The organism is Paenibacillus camelliae (genome assembly GCF_023715345.1).
GTDB classification, from domain to species: domain Bacteria; phylum Bacillota; class Bacilli; order Paenibacillales; family Paenibacillaceae; genus Pristimantibacillus; species Pristimantibacillus camelliae.
In genome coordinates this window covers 1050747-1069134 of sequence record NZ_JAMBNY010000001.1, presented here as the reverse complement: position 1 = coordinate 1069134, position 18388 = coordinate 1050747, and the positions used below count along the sequence as shown (strand labels likewise).

Here is an 18388-nt window from a genome sequence, read left to right as displayed (position 1 = left end):
CAGCCCCCAAATTGTAGATGTATGCTTCTACAGTTTGGGGGCTGTCTAATTGATGATCGATGAGACAATTAATTAGTGTAGGGGAGACAGCAGCTTAGAAAGCTCTAATATTTCTTGCAGCGCCTGCTCCTTTTTACCTTCCCATTTATGGATAGGCATAGAGCAGCTAACAGCAGCGATAATGGAGCCATTAGGCTTCGATATCGGTGCAGCGACACAGCAAAAGCCCATCACACCCTCTTGAATATCTGTTGTGTAGCCGGCTTGCTTTCCTTGCTTAATTTCCTCAATCAAGGATTCTCGCGAGCTGATCGTATGTACGGTGATCTTCTGCAATGACTCCTGTGGAAATAACTGACGCAGCTCCTCTTCACTTTTGTCGGATAAAAGTGCTTTTCCTAAGCCGGTTGCATGAGCTGGAAATCGAACGCCAGGTCCGGAGACCATCTGTACTGGTGTTGCTGCCTCGACCTTGGCCAGATACAAAACATCATTGCCTTCAAGCACAGCCATTTGTACAGATTCCTGAAGTCTGCGCATAACGGGATCAGCAAGTCTGCGAAATTCCTCAATTAAGTCATATTGACGGAAGAACGCACTTCCAAAACGACCCAATGCACTGCCTATTGCATAGGTTTCATTACGATCACGATTTACCCATTTTAAGCGCTCCATTGTAACGAGTAATGAGTATAGTGTGCTCTTGCTAATATTGAGCTGCTTAGATAAATCAGATAATTTCCATCGATAGGGCTCATCAATGAGTAATGATAATACGGCGTCAGCACGATCTATCGCGGGAACATTGTACTTTTGCTCCATAGTCATACTCCTTATATATTAGAATGTTGTTCATTATATAAAACTCAGATCATTTTATCATCGATCGTTCTATATCGTCAAACAAAAAACAACGTCTCAACATCATTAATTTTTAATATTGACCATTATTTGGGTTGATGATACACTAAATCAAACTTAATATAAAACATTGTTCAGTATAATGAACAAACTAGAGGTTTCATGCTAAATGAATCGATAGGCTTAAACCATTTTATTCAATCGTTTGGGGGAATGAAGGATGGAATATGTTGCAGTTGGCGGGTTAAAGGTAGCAGCTCAGCTCTACGCATTTATCGAAAGTGAAGCTTTACCGGGTAGTGGTGTAGAACGAAATCAATTTTGGCAAGGCTTTGAGAAGCTTATTCATGAGCTGACACCTCAAAACCGTGAGCTGCTTGCGAAGCGCGATGAAATTCAGCAAAAGCTTGATGCTTGGCATAAGAACAATAAGCAAGCAGCATTTGAACAATATGAGCAGTTTTTGAAGGATATCGGTTATCTGGAGCCAGAGCCAGAACCGTTTCAAGTAACAACTGAGAACGTGGACGACGAAATCATTCTTCAGGCTGGGCCACAGCTCGTAGTACCCGTGAACAATGCTCGGTATGCGTTAAATGCATCCAATGCACGTTGGGGCAGCCTTTATGACGCGTTATATGGAACAAATGCCATTAGTGATGAAGGTGGGGCAGAGCAGAGAACGGATTATAACCCGACAAGAGGGGCGAAGGTCATAGCGTTTGCAAAGCAATTTCTTGATAACACCATTCCTTTAACAGAGGGCTCCCATGCAGAGGTAACGAGCTATGCTGTGTCGAATGGTGAAGTGACTGCTTCACTGCAGGATGGAACGATCGTGAGACTGCAGCATGGTGAACGGTTTGCAGGGTATCAAGGTCAGGCGAACCAGCCGCAAGCGATCCTGTTCTGTAACAACAAGTTGCATTTCGAGATTCAAATCGACCGTAATCACCCAATCGGAAGAACGGATAGTGCTGGGATTAAGGATATTATTATGGAGTCTGCGATTACAACGATTATGGATTGTGAGGATTCCGTAGCTGCCGTTGATGCAGAGGATAAAGTAGCTGTATATCGAAACTGGTTAGGTTTAATGAAGGGAAATTTAACAGCTACATTCAATAAGAATGGGAAAGTAATGACTCGAGCACTCCATCCAGATCGTCATTATACATCGCCTAGCGGTGAACCGCTCAGCTTACGCGGCAGATCGTTGCTATTTGTTCGAAATGTAGGACATTTAATGACGATTAACGCTGTTTTAGATCGAGATGACCGTGAAATTCCGGAGGGGATTCTAGATGGAGTGCTAACTAGCTTGATCGCTAAGCACACGCTGAAGGCAGGAGCTATGGCGAACTCTAAAAAAGGCTCGATCTATATTGTAAAGCCTAAAATGCACGGCTCCGCAGAGGTTGCATTTACGAATAGACTGTTTAATGCAATTGAGGATCTACTGAACATGAAGCGCTATACGCTTAAGGTGGGAGTTATGGATGAAGAACGTCGTACTTCCTTGAATTTGAAGGCGTGCATTCGTGAGGTGAAGGATCGTATTGTATTCATTAATACAGGCTTCCTTGATCGTACTGGTGACGAGATGCACACGTCGATGGAAGCGGGTGCAATGCTTAGAAAGAATGATATGAAATCCTCTACTTGGCTGCAAAGCTACGAGCTGTCCAATGTTTATGCCGGCTTGCAGTGTGGTCTGCAGGGTCACGCGCAAATCGGTAAAGGAATGTGGGCAATGCCTGATCAGATGAGAGAAATGCTGCAGCAAAAAATTGCTCATCCAAAGGCAGGAGCGAATACAGCGTGGGTACCTTCACCTACAGCCGCTACGTTACATGCGCTGCATTATCATCAAGTTAATGTAGCTCAGGTGCAAAGTAAGCTGATATCGTCAGTACAAGATCAAGATCTTCGTCATGGAATATTACAAATTCCTATCGTACCGACGCTAGATTGGAGCGAAGCAGACATACAGGCAGAGCTGGACAATAATGTTCAAGGTATTCTTGGCTATGTTGTCCGCTGGGTTGAGCAAGGCATCGGTTGCTCTAAGGTGCCGGATATACAAAACGTTGGTTTAATGGAGGACCGTGCAACACTCCGTATTTCTAGTCAGCATATTGCGAACTGGCTGCATCATGGCATATGTACAGAGCAGCAGGTGAGAGAGACACTGGTACGCATGGCGAGCATCGTTGACGAGCAGAATGCAGGCGATGCTGCATACCACCGCATGTCGGATAATCTAGATGGATCTATTGCGTTTCAAGCGGCTTGTGAGCTTATCTTCGAGGGTCGTCAGCAACCGAATGGCTACACTGAGCCTATTCTTCATCGACGCAGATTAGAGTATAAGGCTAGAGTAACACAGCAAGCATAGGCTGCCGTCCGTTCAGCGAGCGGTGAATGCTGATGCAACAAAAGAAGAAGTAGGTCGCTTGTGCATATCAAGCGCTTACTTCTTCTATTATACTCATGCTGCCATAATTACTACGCACTCGAGAACAATGTGTCAGGAGGAGCTTGTTATGAGAATCTATTTCGTAAGTGAGCATCAGGAATCGACACGAATAACTTATGCACTTTCCAAGCTGAAGGCAGTTATGCAGGGGCTCGAGCTTGCCTATTCCGTTCATCCATTGCAGGCTAAGTCTCAGCCTATCATTAATCAAGAGGCTGACACATCAATACAGGACTCTGAGCTCTTCGTGCTCATTGGTCATGAGCAGCTGGAGCGATATAACGTGCAGCCGCTACATAAGGAGCTTGCCTCAGAGGGCTTCGAGCTACGTAAGGAGAGGACAGATAATCATGTAAGGTTGTACGTGCTTGGACATGATGAGACAGGGGTTATGTATGGCCTGCTAGAGCTAGCTGAGCGGCTGCAAGCGACAAAATCAATAGATAAGCTTGAGCCCTGTCTAATTAATGCTAGATTTCCATTCCGTGCGCTTAAATTTAATTTGCCTTGGTCGAGCTATCGGAAAAACGAGTGCTTTGAATTGCAGCATGCCTGTGTCAAGGACTTAAAGTTCTGGGAGCAATTTCTGAATATGATGCTCGATAATCGATACAATGTTCTTACACTATGGAACTTGCATCCGTTTCCATTTATGCTTCGCACGAAAAGCTTTCCGCTTGCGACACCCTTTTCTGATGAAGAGCTCGCGGAGTGGAAGCAGTACTGGACTACGTTGTTTCATATGGCTAAGGAAAGAGGCATTGAAACGTATCTAATTAATTGGAATATTATTGTGTCTGAAGCATTCACTGAGCATTACGATCCTCAAGCTGTTCATGATCGGTTGTATCATTATGGAGATTCCTATACGACCGATGACATAAAGCAATATACCCGTGAAAGCATTACACAGCTTATAGATGAGTATCCGGACTTAACCGGCTTTGGCGTATCGCTTGGTGAACGGATGAATGATATGTCCCCAGAATCTATACAGCAATGGATTGAGGATGTTTATTATGAAGGAATGAGCGCAGCGAGCCGTCCGATCAAATTCATCCATCGTGCTCCATTTTCTGTTGACCCGGCCATTACGAGAACATCGATCGAGCAAAACCATGCGTTCACAGAGCCAGTTTGGCTAGAGGTGAAATTCAATTGGTCACACGCCTATTCTTCACCAAAGCTGCTGCTAACACATGGTGGCTCAAGCGGCATGGAGGGATACTGGAACCCACCACCTTCCAATTACAAAATTACGTGGATGGTACGTAATGAGGATTTCTTTACGCTAAGATGGGCACAGCCTGATTTTGTTCGCGAACATATACGTACGAATGGACAGGAATATGTTGGAGGCTACTATGTAGGCTCGGAATGCTTTATTCCTGGTACAGATTACTCTCACATACAAGATAGTCCGCATATTCATTGGGACTACGCCTTCCAAAAGCATTGGCTATATTACATGCTTTGGGGCCGCTTGCTTTATGCGCCTGATACGTCAGATGACGTATTTATTCAGGCAATCAATCAACGGCTCTCTATATCGAAGGGAGATAAAATATTATCTGCCTATTCGAAAGCATGCCGCATGCCTATGGCACTTGCATCCTTCTACCACTTCACCTGGGATTTTACACTCTATGCAGAAGGGTTTCTGTCCACTGGCGAGTCAGAATATAACGACGGTCAAGCGTTTATTTCACTTGAAGACCTGCTAGAAAGTCATCCTATGGATCCAGATTATCTATCTATTAAGGAATATGTGCACAAACTAGTCAATCAACAATCGATGGAATCCTTTATTACACCTCTGCAGCTTGCGGATCAGCTTGAACGTGATGCTCAGGATGCTCTATGTACTGTAACGGAGCTGCTTAATGGTGATCCGAGATTGGATTGCGAGGTTGCTGATATTATTGCTTGGTCTCAGCTAAGTCTTTACTTTGCCAAAAAGCTTCGCGCTGCGGTGAGCTATGAGCTATATCGAAGCACAGGCAATGAAGCTGAGCGTCAATTAGCTATCTATTGGCTAGAGGCGCCTCATGCTGCTGCACATTGGGAACGACTTGTTGCCATAACGAAATCACACTATAAACCTCAACCGTTAATGCATCTCGGTAAAACGTTGTTCTCATGGGAGCTGTTCCTGCCGCAGGTATATGAGGATATTGAATATGTACGTGAACGAGTCATTATATAGGCTAGAGGAGTGAAACGCAATATGCAGTATATACGAGGGGCACTCGATCTTGAAGCTGAGCTTATGGAGCTGCGTCAAGCAATCGGGGCAGAGAAGGTGTCAACCATCGACCAGCGTCCTTGGCGAGAGGACAGCTATACGCTTCATGCGCCTATTCGTGTTACACCTACACACGAAGATGATATTGTGCGGCTTATGCTCTGGGCAAGCAAGCATCGTCTTACCATCACACCGCAAGGTGGAGGAACAAAGGATGCGATGGGTGAGCCACATACACCTGATGTATTGCTTTCCATGCAGCATATATCCGGCATAGTCGACTATTCACCGCGAGATTTAACGATCACGGTGAAAGCAGGAACGTCGATTGAACAGCTACAGGCGTGCTTGGCTGAGCACGGTCAATATATACCGTTAGATATGCCACATGCAGCAAGCAGCACCATCGGTGGTGTGTTTTCGGCAAATATATCTGGACCTCGGCGCGCCATGTACGGCTCGGCAAGAGATTATTTAATGGCTGCTAGAGTGATATACCCTGATGGAAGATTACTGCGTGTGGGAGCGAAGGTCGTTAAAAATGTCGCGGGCTATGATATGAATAAGCTCTTTATTGGTGCGATGGGTACTTTAGGTGTACTAACTGAGCTGACGATCAGAACTCGTCCTATCTCGATCTCATCAGGTATGGTTTTAGCAACTGCTTCTATAGATCAGCTGAAGCAGCTGCAAAAGCTGCTCATTGATTCTCAGCTCGAACCAAGCATCTGTGAATGGCTATACGGGTCATTCGAACAGCCAATAGGCATAACAAGCCAGCAGCCAACAGTAGCTATTGGCTTTGATGATGTGTCCTCAGCCGTTCAATATCAGCTGGAGGAGGCTCAGCGTCTGTGCCGGGCATGCGGCATAGCAGAGCAGCGCACTAGCTCTGACAAAACTCAGGTTCAGACATTGTATACGGTGCTTGGACAGCTATTGCCTAATGCACAGCAGCTGGAAGGCCGCTCGCTCATCGTAGAGATGAAGCTGCTGAGCTCCATAATGGACGTCAGCAAAGTGTTTGAAGCTGTGCAGAGCCTAGCTGCAGCAAGAGAGATAGCTCTTCAGTTTGCAGGTGGTCTCTATACAGGAGTATCAAGAGTCATCTTTGAAGCAAGCTGGGAGCAGCAGACTGAATGGATAGAGCTCATATCAGATGTGCAGCGGTACATGGATTCGATCCAAGGCTATGGTATTGTCGAATGTGCACCGCTTTCGATTAGGCAAAAAGCAGCAGTTTGGGGACAGTCGGGGCAGAATGATGAGCTGATGAAGGACATCAAGCGGACGATAGATCCTCATCACCTATTAAATGCAGGAAGATTTATAGGGGGGATGTAAGCTATGGTGAAAACATCTAATCTATCTAGTTTTTTGTGGGAGGATGCGCCAGATGAGAATAAATTTTCTGAGTGTGTTCATTGTGGCATGTGCCTGGAGGCTTGTCCTACCTATCAGGAGACCGGACTTGAGCATCATTCGCCTAGAGGAAGAGTATACCTAATCAAATCTGCAGCAGAAGGCAAATTGCAATTAAACAACTATTTTAAAGAGCCGATTGACAGCTGCCTTGCATGTCGCGCCTGTGAGACGGCATGTCCTTCAGGAGTTCAGGTAGGCGCATTAATTGAAGAAACAAGAGGACAGCTCTATCACGCGACTCCAGCAAAAGGGGCCGGTCGTGTAGTGCAAAAGCTGTTCCTACGCGATATATTCCCGAGTCCAAAGCGGATGCAGCTGCTAGGTAAGATGACACGTCTGTACCAAAAGTCAGGACTACAAAGGAGTGCTAGAAAGCTAAAGCTGCTTCGCGTACTGCCTGCGCATCTACAGGAGATGGAAGCTGCATTGCCCAAGCTAAAAACGTCTCCTTTATTAGGCAGAGGCGGAGAGCTATACTCTGCATACGGTGAAAAAAGAGCAACGGTTGCTATGATTACAGGCTGCGTCATGGATGTGGTCTATAGCGATGTGAATGAAGCAACACTGAACGTGCTAAGAAGAAATGGCTGTGATGTATGGATACCTAAAGCTCAAAAATGCTGTGGAGCGCTGCATCTGCATGCCGGTGATCGCGAGCAGGCGAAGCAATTAGCGAAGCACAATATTGATGTGTTTCTATCTAATGAAGTAGACGCAATCATTATTAACGCAGCGGGCTGCGGTTCAACACTGAAGGAATATGATGAGCTACTGAAGAACGACGTACGTTACGCTGAAAGGTCTCACCTTTTTGCCGAGAAAACGAAGGATGTTTCAGAATTTTTAGTAGATTTGGGGCTCATTGCGCCAAAGGGTAAGCTTGATATGAAGGTCACCTATCATGATGCATGTCATCTTGCGCATGCACAAGGAATTCGTCAGGCTCCAAGAGAAATATTAGAGATGATTCCTGGCTTAGTCGTTGAGGCTATGCCAGATTCTGATCGATGCTGCGGAAGCGCTGGAATCTATAATATAACGCAGCCAGAGATGGCGTCGCAGCTGCTTGATCGTAAGATGAATGATATCCCATCGGGCTGTGATGCCGTAGCAATGGGAAATCCAGGCTGTATGATGCAGTTTCAGGTCGGTGTTGTAAAGCATCATCGATCCGAGCAAATTGTGCATACGATTCAACTATTGAATGATGCCTATGAACGAGAAGACAGCGATGGAGGGATGCCTACATGATTGATGCCCCTTTAGATGAGAAGCGTAAGCAGCAGATGATCGATGCGTTGTCACGAGTGGTAGGCAAGAAGTCGATTCTGTATCGCTATGAGGATGTCATGGCTTATGAATGCGATGGCTATACGATACATAAGGGCTTGCCGGCTGCTGTCGTGTTTCCAAGCAATACAGAGGAGGTTGCTGCTATCGTCTCCTATCTGCATCAGCAGCAAATTCCTTTTATACCAAGAGGAGCGGGCACGGGTCTAAGTGGTGGAGCAACTGCCTTGAATGGCGAGGTCATCATTTCCTTAGTGCGCATGAACAAGCTGCTGCATGTAGATTACGATAATCGAAGAGCGGTCGTGCAACCTGGCTATATTAATTTGAAGCTATCTAACTCCATCGCCTCTAAGGGCTACTATTATGCGCCTGATCCCTCCAGTCAAGCAACCTGTACGATTGGCGGCAATGTTGGTGAGAATGCAGGCGGCGCGCATTGCTTAAAGTATGGCGTAACGACTAATCATGTTCTAGGTCTTGAGGTCGTGCTTCCCAATGGTCAAATTAGAAGATTCGGCGGAACGCTCGATACGCCTGGCTATGATGTGCTTGGACTGCTGACTGGCTCGGAAGGAACGCTAGCCATTGTCACAGAGATTACCGTTCGCATATTGAAAAAGCCGCAGGAGGTAAGCACGGTTCTAGCTTTATTTGATAAGGTTACAGATGCGAGTCAGGCTGCTTCAGATATTATTGCTTGCGGCATTATTCCAGCCGCGCTAGAGATGATGGATGCCATGGCGATCCATGGCGTGGAATCAGGAAATTACCCCGTAGGCTATCCAAAGGATTTAGCAGCAGTGCTCATTATAGAGGTAGACGGAATTGCAGCAGGACTGCAGGAGCAAATCGAAGAAATTATGCAGGTATGCAAAAATCACCATGTACGTGAGGTGCGTAAGGCGAAGGATGCAGCTGAACGAGCAAGATGGTGGGCTAACCGTAAAACAGCATTTGGTGCAATGGGTACGATATCCCCTGATTACCTTGTTCAAGATGGCGTCATACCTAGAAGCAAGCTGCCTGAAGTTTTGGAGCGCATCGGTCAAATTAGCAAGCAGTATGGATTGCGCATTGCAAATGTATTTCATGCAGGTGATGGCAATTTGCATCCGCTTATTTTATTTGACTCTAGAGTTGAAGGTGAGACAGAACGAGCGGTCGAGGCAGGCTCCGCTGTTTTGAAGGCCTGCGCAGATGCAGGCGGCTCCATCACTGGTGAGCATGGGGTAGGTGTTGAGAAGATGGAGGATATGCGCTTTATTTTCAATGATATCGAGATCGAGGCGCAGATGCAGCTAAGAGATGTTTTTAATCCAAATTCGCTATGCAATCCACATAAAATGTTTCCGAAGCCTGCACGATGTGTTGAGATGAAACGGCTGTCTCGTGAAGTGCCAGCAGTCAATATTTGATCGTCCGGACAATATTTGCACTTTCCTATTTTAACAGCATAAAAGCAAGAACTGTCAGTTACAATCGGGCAAAAAGCGTCATACAATCCAGTTGTAAGCGTTACCAGTTAGCTGATCACAACGTTGCTCCAAGTATTGGCACGCTACAGATGTTGAATAGAAAATAGGGAGGGTTAAGATGATCATGAAAAAACCAACAAGCTTAATACTTTCGCTTTTACTCACCATTGCTTTACTTGCAGGCTGTGCAACATCCTCAAACAATGGGAGCAGCAACAATGGCAATTCAAAGGAGCCTGTGAACAATCAGCCAACGTCAACGACAACTCAAGAAACAGCTACCCCGGAGACGAACACCGCACCGCTAGAGATGCAGTTTATGGTACCTTCATACTCTGACGTACCGAATATGGATGATGAATATTGGACGGAATGGCAAAGGCTTACGAATACGAAGCTTAATGTAGAGTGGATTCCTTCTGGAGACTACGACACGAAATTCGACCTTGTGCTAGCATCGGGTAATTTACCTGAAATTATCGTTGCAACAAGTGCGACACGCACAACATTACTTAATGCAATCAACCAAGGTGCGTTCTGGGATTTGACTGATTTTCTTGGTGACTTTAGCAATTATCCGAATTTGAAAAATAATAGTGAAGTTAATGCATGGAACTACTTAAAGGTCGATGGCAGATACTACGGTATTCCAAGAAATCGTCCACATATTGATATCGCCATTAATATGAGGAAAGATTGGCTGGATAAGCTTCAATTGGAAGTACCAACGACTATGGACGAATATGCCGAAGTATTAAAAGCGATTGTTAAGGGTGATCCGGATAACAATGGCAAGGATGATACGATCGGAATTCTAGGTCACGGCTTCTTGTTAGATGATGGCGATAACAACTACCTGGCAGCATTCGGCGGCTTGGATGCTATCTATAACGAGGAAGGCGGACTAGTTAAAGAAAACCTTACGCCTAACTACACAGAAATGGTAGCTTGGTTCCGAGATCTATACGCTAACGGAGTGCTGGCAAAGGAATTTGCAGCTGTTAAGAAAACACAAGCAGAGGAAATGTTCGCAACAGGTCGCGCTGCTTCTTATGCTCGTAACGTATGGCGTGACTATACATGGGAGCAAGAAATTAAGAAGGTACAGCCTGAGGCTGAGCTGATTACTCTCCCACCATTGCAGGGGCCAGGCGGGGTGAGTGTTGGTCTTGCAACACCAATCTTTGGTGCAATGTACATCTCCAAGAAGGTACCAGAGGATAAAGTGAAGCAAATTCTTGATTATATGGAGATGACGACTACGAAGGAATATACAGATTTCAACTACTACGGTATCGAAGGAGTACATCATACAGTAGTAGACGGCCAGAAGCAATTAACGGAGCTTGGTACGAAGCAAGTAACAACGAACGCGAACCAAGTGTTCCCACTAGCCTACAACAATGAGATGAAGGTATTGAACCCATCTGCGCCTAAAGCTTATAACGATGCCAAAATGGAATCCGTTAAAGTGTTCAGTGAGGTTGGTAAGATCAATATTTTCTCCGTCATTAGCTCTGATACATGGACAGCTGAATGGCCGAAGTATCAATCGGAATGGGAGTCTAACGTTGTAAAAGCAATCGTTGGTCAAATTTCGATGGAGGAATATGAGGCGTATGTTGCAGGCCTTGTAAGTAAACCAGAATTTAAAACAGCTTTCCAAGAATTCGCTGAACAATATAAAGCGAAATTCACGGAATAAATAATTTAGAACGGTCAACTAAGCGATTTTGTCTTCGTTGACCGTTCCATTCCTATTTAAGGGGGACTTATATTATGAATCCAGATTGGCTGAAGCAGCGTTCAAGAGGTGTTCATTTAACCATTCGTGATATTGATTGTCGTGATTTTGATGTGGAGCAATTAGCTCAGGACTTAACGGATATGGGAGTTAATATCCTTTCCTTCTTCTGTGCCGGCTACGTCACTACACATCAGACGGATTTGTCTATTCGTCGCAGCCCTTATCTGGGAGATCGTGACCTTACGGGGGATATTGTAGCGGCACTCAAAAAACGAAATATTCGCGCTGTCCCTGCAATGGATCTAAGCTTAATTCCTGGTAATGCGGCTCAAGAGCATCCGGATTGGTGTTCTCTTGATCGTGAAGGCAATCCATATCGGGCGAATAAGGACCTTGGTGACTTCTATATCGCATGTCCATTAAGCGGCTATCAAAACGAATATCTGTCATTAATTCTAAAGGAAATCGTAACTCGTTATGATATTGATGGTATCAAGTTCGGCGGTGGCAGCTACGGCTTTACGTCATATGGCAACGGAATCTGCTACTGTGAGCGGTGTAAGGCTGCTTACCACGAGCATTCTGGCGCGGATATTCCACTAGAGGAAAATTGGGAGGATCCGAATTGGGGAGAGTTCCAGCGCTGGAGACAGCAGCGTGTCGTAGATCGTTCGAAGTTTTTATATGATTTAGTTAAGTCTCTTCATCCAGAATTGCCTGTCATGTGTAATAGTGTTGCTTTTGGTGATCCGGGCTGGACAATTAAAGGCTCACTAGACATTGAACGTATGGCGAAATACATTGATGCCGTACAGGTTGAGGCGCAGACACGCGTGCGTGTAGAGGAGGATCGCTATCACTGGGATTATCTCTATATGCCGGCAGAAGAGGCTAATTACCTTAATACGGTAAGCGATCATCAGCCTTGGGTGTTAGCTTCCTACTTCCAAGCTTGGCCATGGCGCAGAAATGCGGTGCCGCCAGCTGAGCAGAAGGTTTATATGGCGCAGGTTTTTGCTAATGGAGGCAACGCAATACTTAATCTATCAGGCGGACCGCCAAAGGGACATGAAGACAAGCGAGGCTTTCCTGCCGTTGCATCGCTATACAAGTTTGTAGCGGAAAATCAGAACTACTTTACGCAAGAGGTACATGGGAGTCAGGTTGCACTTCTATACTCACAAACGACGATGTTTTATTACGGTCAGAATGAGGCAAAGCAAAAATACGTTGAAGCGATTCGTGGCTTTGAGCAAGCGTTGATTGAAGCGCATATTCCGTTCCAAATCATATCGGACTCTATGCTAACGCTGCAGCAGCTTCAAGCCTTTAAGGTGCTTGTATTGCCGACCGCAGCATGCATGAGTGAGGAAGCTGCGAAAGTAATCGAGCAATATGTTGCGCAGGGGGGAAGCGTCGTTGCTACCTTTGAATCCTCCTTATTCGACCTTGACGGCAAGAAGCGAAGCAACTTCCTACTTTCCGAATTGCTAGGCGTAACCTATATGGAAACAGCTTCGGTGATGGGTAGTGCAGATGGAGTGTTTAAGCAAGCGTATATGAATATACAGGATAAGCAGAATCCATTGCTAAAGCATATCGGCGAGACGGAGGTCATTCCGGCTGCATATCAGCATTGTAAGATTACGGCAGAAGCGGATGTTGAAGCTCCGCTAACCTTGTCAGCTGCATTTCGAGTATTCCCAGAGGGAATGTCCTATACTGTAGAGCCTGATACAGGCTATCCGATGGCAGTAACGAAAGAGCATGCATCTGGAGGAAGAACGGTGTATTTTGCAGGTCAACCGGACATCTCTTTCTTCCGCGCCGGCTACCCAGACTGGGCAACGCTGATGGTCAATGCCATTAAGTGGGGACTGCAAGAGCAGCTTACCTTCGAGACTAACGCGCCGTCCACCATGTTGATTACGTTACGGCTACAGGAGTCTCGGAAGCTATTCCACTTTGTAAATATGAACGGCGGCAGAAGAATGTTCCAGCACATCCTGCCAGCTCGTGATGTTGAGCTTTCGATCCCCGTGACCGATCAGTTTAGACCAGTGAAGGCTTATATGCTGTCTAACCAAGAACAGCTTGCATTAACGTACAAAGAGGATATGTGCACTGTAACGATACCGATTATTGATGATTATGACGTATTAGTATTTGAAGGTTAAACGAGCGAGCTAAAGCAAGCAATATTCTATCGAATTTATATACATCCATGATCATAACATGAGTAATCTATGCAGGTAGGTGGGGTTATCAATGGCTAACTGGAGGCAATTATTCGTGAGGAAATCAAAGCTTGATCATGCAAAAAACAAGAAGGGCTACCTATATAAATTAATATGGTTAAGCTGTATTTCTGTTTGTATACCTGTCATTTTAGCAAGTATCGCCTATTACTTTGTTTCGGTTGAAAGGATGGAACAGCATTTATTAACTGAAAGCGAATCATCATTACAGCTGATGAAGGATCGTGCTGAGCGTGTTATGCAGGGCATAGAAAGCGAGTCACTCCAGTTAGCCAATGACCCCTTAACGATGCGGATTATACAGAATGCTGGCAACGAGAAGTCCATCATTTGGCATCTGGAATTTCTAGAAAAGCTATCGTTAATTAAAAATATGAATGGCTTTATTAAGGAAGTATTTTTATATATACCGAATGATGAGCTTGTATTATCGAATGATTATGGGACGATTTCAAGAGAGGACTTTAAGTATAAGGAAGATATTAATGAGTTATTATCCAGCACAGAACCAAGTCAATGGAATCAGCTCCCTCGAGGGACGGAAAATGGATTTATAACCTTTGCTAGAATGCTCCCTATTATTGGTTCAGATGGGCAAAAAGGAATTTTAGCCTTTGAGGTTGATGCATTAGCAGTAGGTCAGTTTCTTGAAACAAACACGATTATTCTCACCAGAAACAATGAATTCATCATAATGAACTATTTCGACTTTTTTAATTCAACGCTGCAGCAAGATGCGGAGTACTTAGAGAAAATCTACGAGCTAGAGGGAGTTAAGACGATAATCAAAGCTTCGTCGAATGCAGGACGTATCGTTGCCCCTGGTATTGATGGTAATCCCGCGCAATTTCAATATGTAAAAAATGTTTTTAATCGCACCTACGTGTCGGTTATACCAGAGGACTTTATCTCCAATCAATTTTCCTGGATTCGCGGTATGACGCTGCTCATCGTATTTTTCTTTATTGGCATAGGGATCGTGCTAACTTATTTTACGTCGAAGAAAGCCTATAGCCCAATTGAAAGATTGCTGGAGCATAGTCATTCCTTAAATATTGGCCGCATCCAGGCAAAAGGCAATGAGCTTGAGTTTATTAAGGATTGCTTAGATCATCTGAGCAATGAAAAAGATAAATTAGTGTTGTTTATGGAAAACAGCAAGCCAACGTTGCGTGAGAGATGTCTTCAGCAAATTATTAATGGAGATTATATTCGAACCGATGCCGTTGTCCATGATTGTAATCGCTATGGGATTGATTGTAGGCTTACCAATATTGTTATCGTTGTAGAAGCCGAGAATATTTACAAGAAAAAGCGATTCCAACCTGAGGAAAGAGGCGTAGTGGCCTTTGCACTGGCAAATGTCATGCAGGAAATATTACGAAATCAGCAGACAGCCAAAGGCTATGTCATTCCTTATCAAGGAGCGGGAGTAGTTATATTGCAGTATCACTCCGAGCTGGAGCATAAAGTGATGCATCAAGCTACACTCCAATATATTGAGGAGGTGTCTGCTGCACTGCGAGAATATTTATCCTTCGAGGTAACCGCAGGCATTGGACGCTATTATTCGCATATTGCCGATGTAAGAGTCTCCTATAAGGAAGCGCAGACCGCGCTGCAATATCGTATATTCCCGAATATGGGTTCGATTCTATATATAGAGGATATTGAAGTAGAGAAAAAGCACAGTATACTCCGCTATCCCTTTGAGCTGGAAGCCAATATTATTGATGCATTAGAGAGAAAGAATGAAGCTGTAGCGGTGGAATACCTTACTAAATTTGCAGATCTGCTGCAAAATTCGCAGTCTCATGCTTTTATCCTACAATGCTATCACATTCTGTTGTCTTCGATTATTGTTTCCTTGGAGAAGCAAGGAGTCAACATGATGGATATTATGGAGCATAATTTCTTCGAGCAATTAAAGCAGAAAAAGACGTTTAACGATCTACATGAGTGGTTTGCTGAGGTCGTGTTCTCACAATATATTAATCTTACGCAGCATGGTGTTGAAGCAAACGAGGAGCTCGGCATTCAATACATCTGCAAGTATATTCGTGAGCATTGCAGTGAAGATTTATCATTGGTGCAATGCGCCGAGATGATCGGCGTCAGTCCTTCCTATTTAAGCCGCTTATTTAAAAAAGAGATGGGCATGAACTTTCTAGAATATGTCGTTGAAAGTAAAATTTCTGAAGCGAAGCGACTGTTAAAAGAGACAGACAAAAATATTAGTCAGATCGCGCTGCAGGTCGGCTACTCAGAACGCAACCTTAACCGCATTTTCCAGCGACATGTTCAAACCTCACCGGGGAATTACCGTTTGCAGCATCGATAAGACAGTTTTTATACATAAGGACGATTTTTGTCAAAGCGTAAAAAACGAAAAATTGTCTCTTCTAGGTTGGATCAGAACGCGATAAGGTGAATGCAGTAAGCTAGATTTCGCTGAACGCGCGTTCTGAGGAGGGTAGGGCATGAGTCAAACGGCAATTCCTTATGGGAGTGTATATTTTCGTAAATCCAATCCACCTAAAGCTGATTGGGAAAGAGATTACAAGGTTGCTAGTGAGGATGGCATGAATGCCTTCAGACATTGGTTTTTATGGGGAGCAATAGAAATTTCACCAGGAGAGTATGATTGGTCGGACTATGATGCTCAGCTTGATTTAGCGGCAGAGCAAGGCATTCGTACAATTATCGCTGAAATGATTACCTCTGTTCCGGAATGGCTGCTTAAGCTAGAGCCTGATCTGGCTTATACATTAGCAGATGGGACGAAGGTTAAAACGAGGATGGGCGTGAGCACTGCTACTGGCGGCTTTGGAAATGGCTCTTCAGGTGTTATCTGCCTCGATCATCCGAAAGCGAAACAATATGCGACTCATTTTCTCACCCAGCTTGTCAACCGTTATAAGGATCATCCTTCGCTAATCGGGTATGACATATGGAATGAATGTAATTATTCACCTCATATCTGTTATTGCGACCACACGAAGGAGAAATTTAGAGCATGGCTTGCTCGTAAATATGGAGATCTGCACACACTCAATCAATCATGGCGTAGATACAGCTATACCGATTGGAAGCAGGTGGACCCTCCAGCTGAGCTTGCCCCGTATCCTGAGCATGAGGATTGGCTCCAATTTAGGAAGGATAATTTCTACGAGCAGATGCAGTGGCGTATTGATCTCATTCGCAGCTTGGATCCAGATCACGCGATTATCGCCCATGGCATAGCGGGCAGCATCTCTCACATGGCAACGATGGGAGCTGATGATTGGGCAGCTGCAGCTGGTGTTGATATTTATGGCTTTACATGGGTGGCATCTCGCAAGGGAAGCGAGCCATGGAAGCAATGGCACGCAGTCGATGTTACGAGATCAGCAGCGAATGGGAAAGTATTCTGGCATGCGGAGGCACAGGGAGGGCCGCTTTGGCTGCAGCCTCAGGTGATTGGTCGTCCGAAAGAGGATGGCAGAGTAACGACACCCGAAGATATTAGAGTATGGCAAATGACCTCCTTCGCCGGAGGTGCACGTGGCATGTTTTTTCCTAGATGGAGACCACTGCTTGACGGACCGTTATTTGGTGCGTTTGGTCCGTACGCGATGGATGGTGCAAGAACGGACCGATCCGAGATGGCAGCCTTCATTGCGAAGTGGGCTAATCGTGAGGAGCAGCGAGCGCTTTGGGAAGCTATTCCTGTCAAGGCTGATATTGGTCTACTTGTACTTCCTGAATCACAAATTTTTGATCAACTGCTACATTCAGATGGGCATCAGCCTATATATAGTCAAGCGATGTGGGGCGCATATCAAGGGTTCTTCGACAATCACATCCAAGCCGACTGGATAACGATGGCGCAGATCGATCAATATAAAGTCATTTATCTTGCTTATCCGCTGCGAATAAACCAAGCGAATGCCATGAGGCTCATTGCATGGATAGAGCAAGGAGGCACGTTAATCTCGGAAGGCTGTCCGGCATATTTCGGTGATCTTGGGAGAGTGGGCACCGTTCAGCCTAACTACGGATTAGATCAGGTCTTTGGTGCACAGGAATCAGAAGTCGAATTTATGCCTGATCTCTTCCATGATTTGATCTTTGGCTGGAACGGTAATCGGATTGAGGGAGCGGCTTATCGACAGGTGTATTCACCACTGCATGGCATTGTGAAGGGGCGTTACCCCGATGGAAAACCAGCAGTAATTGAAAACGATTACAAATCTGGGAAGACATTATTGATTGGCTCCTTGCCCTCCGAGGCTTATTACAGGAGCAAGTCAGAGGCTAACCGTGCGTTTTTCTCCGAGCTGGCCTTTTGGGCAAATATAGAGCCGCATATCCATATCGAAGCGGATGGGGTACATGGAAGAATAAGCAAAGCCCCGAATGATGATATCGTGCTTTGGATCATCAATTATAGTGAGGACGATGTGCATACCACTATAAAGCTGTCCTTTATACTTGGAGATTTTAAGCTTGGCCATGTGTACTGGGGAGACTCAAGCACAATTGTACAGCAGGATCAGCAACTCAGCGTCCATATACGTGGCAAGGATGCCATCGTGGTACAAATGCATAAAGCGTAATCCAATG

10 protein-coding genes are annotated in these 18388 nt (G+C 45.1%); 9 read left to right on the top strand and 1 reads right to left on the bottom strand.

The features are described from left to right. Positions 1-72: 72 nt before the first annotated feature. The gene (locus M3180_RS04895; protein ID WP_251666155.1) at positions 73-822 is read right to left on the bottom strand and encodes an IclR family transcriptional regulator; all 750 of its coding nucleotides are present in this window, start codon (positions 820-822) and stop codon (positions 73-75) included. A 259-nt stretch (positions 823-1081) separates the two neighbouring features. On the opposite strand from M3180_RS04895, the gene M3180_RS04890 reads away from it, so the two are divergent. The 9 genes from M3180_RS04890 to M3180_RS04850 all read left to right on the top strand — a co-directional run bounded on the left by M3180_RS04890 (position 1082) and on the right by M3180_RS04850 (position 18381). Beyond that, a complete protein-coding gene (locus M3180_RS04890; protein ID WP_251666154.1) occupies positions 1082-3259 on the top strand; it encodes a malate synthase G in 2178 nt (725 codons plus the stop codon). 148 nt (positions 3260-3407) lie between these two features. Beyond that, entirely contained in the window at positions 3408-5546 is a 2139-nt protein-coding gene (locus tag M3180_RS04885) for an alpha-glucuronidase family glycosyl hydrolase (protein WP_251666153.1), read from the top strand. 21 nt (positions 5547-5567) lie between these two features. Next, positions 5568-6929 carry an FAD-binding oxidoreductase gene (locus tag M3180_RS04880; protein ID WP_251666152.1) on the top strand — a complete coding sequence of 454 codons (1362 nt, stop codon included), beginning with the start codon at positions 5568-5570 and terminating at the stop codon, positions 6927-6929. Between the two features lie 3 nt (positions 6930-6932). Continuing rightward, positions 6933-8261 carry a (Fe-S)-binding protein gene (locus M3180_RS04875; protein ID WP_251666151.1) on the top strand — a complete coding sequence of 443 codons (1329 nt, stop codon included), beginning with the start codon at positions 6933-6935 and terminating at the stop codon, positions 8259-8261. After that, positions 8258-9718: an FAD-linked oxidase C-terminal domain-containing protein gene (locus tag M3180_RS04870; protein WP_251666150.1), complete on the top strand. Its 1461-nt coding sequence runs from the start codon at positions 8258-8260 to the stop codon at positions 9716-9718. The genes M3180_RS04875 and M3180_RS04870 overlap by 4 nt, the downstream gene beginning before the upstream one ends. A 178-nt stretch (positions 9719-9896) precedes the next feature. Further along, complete coding sequence (locus tag M3180_RS04865) at positions 9897-11483, top strand: extracellular solute-binding protein (protein ID WP_251666149.1); 1587 nt, start codon at positions 9897-9899, stop codon at positions 11481-11483. A 74-nt stretch (positions 11484-11557) separates the two neighbouring features. Beyond that, entirely contained in the window at positions 11558-13702 is a 2145-nt protein-coding gene (locus M3180_RS04860; protein ID WP_251666148.1) for an alpha-amylase family protein, read from the top strand. Positions 13703-13817: 115 nt separating this feature from the next. After that, positions 13818-16124 carry a helix-turn-helix domain-containing protein gene (locus M3180_RS22885; RefSeq protein WP_251666147.1) on the top strand — a complete coding sequence of 769 codons (2307 nt, stop codon included), beginning with the start codon at positions 13818-13820 and terminating at the stop codon, positions 16122-16124. Positions 16125-16263: 139 nt separating this feature from the next. Then, complete coding sequence (locus tag M3180_RS04850; protein ID WP_251666146.1) at positions 16264-18381, top strand: beta-galactosidase; 2118 nt, start codon at positions 16264-16266, stop codon at positions 18379-18381. Positions 18382-18388: the final 7 nt, after the last annotated feature.

What these genes read in the sequence shown, in the direction of transcription:
- M3180_RS04880 (WP_251666152.1), top strand. Translation starts at nt 5,568, where the DNA reads ATGCAGTATATACGAGGGGCACTCGATCTTGAAGCTGAGCTTATGGAG.
- M3180_RS04875 (WP_251666151.1), top strand. Translation starts at nt 6,933, where the DNA reads ATGGTGAAAACATCTAATCTATCTAGTTTTTTGTGGGAGGATGCGCCA.
- M3180_RS04870 (WP_251666150.1), top strand. Translation starts at nt 8,258, where the DNA reads ATGATTGATGCCCCTTTAGATGAGAAGCGTAAGCAGCAGATGATCGAT.
- M3180_RS04885 (WP_251666153.1), top strand. Translation starts at nt 3,408, where the DNA reads ATGAGAATCTATTTCGTAAGTGAGCATCAGGAATCGACACGAATAACT.
- M3180_RS04850 (WP_251666146.1), top strand. Translation starts at nt 16,264, where the DNA reads ATGAGTCAAACGGCAATTCCTTATGGGAGTGTATATTTTCGTAAATCC.
- M3180_RS04890 (WP_251666154.1), top strand. Translation starts at nt 1,082, where the DNA reads ATGGAATATGTTGCAGTTGGCGGGTTAAAGGTAGCAGCTCAGCTCTAC.
- M3180_RS04860 (WP_251666148.1), top strand. Translation starts at nt 11,558, where the DNA reads ATGAATCCAGATTGGCTGAAGCAGCGTTCAAGAGGTGTTCATTTAACC.
- M3180_RS04895 (WP_251666155.1), bottom strand. Translation starts at nt 822, where the DNA reads ATGGAGCAAAAGTACAATGTTCCCGCGATAGATCGTGCTGACGCCGTA.
- M3180_RS04865 (WP_251666149.1), top strand. Translation starts at nt 9,897, where the DNA reads ATGATCATGAAAAAACCAACAAGCTTAATACTTTCGCTTTTACTCACC.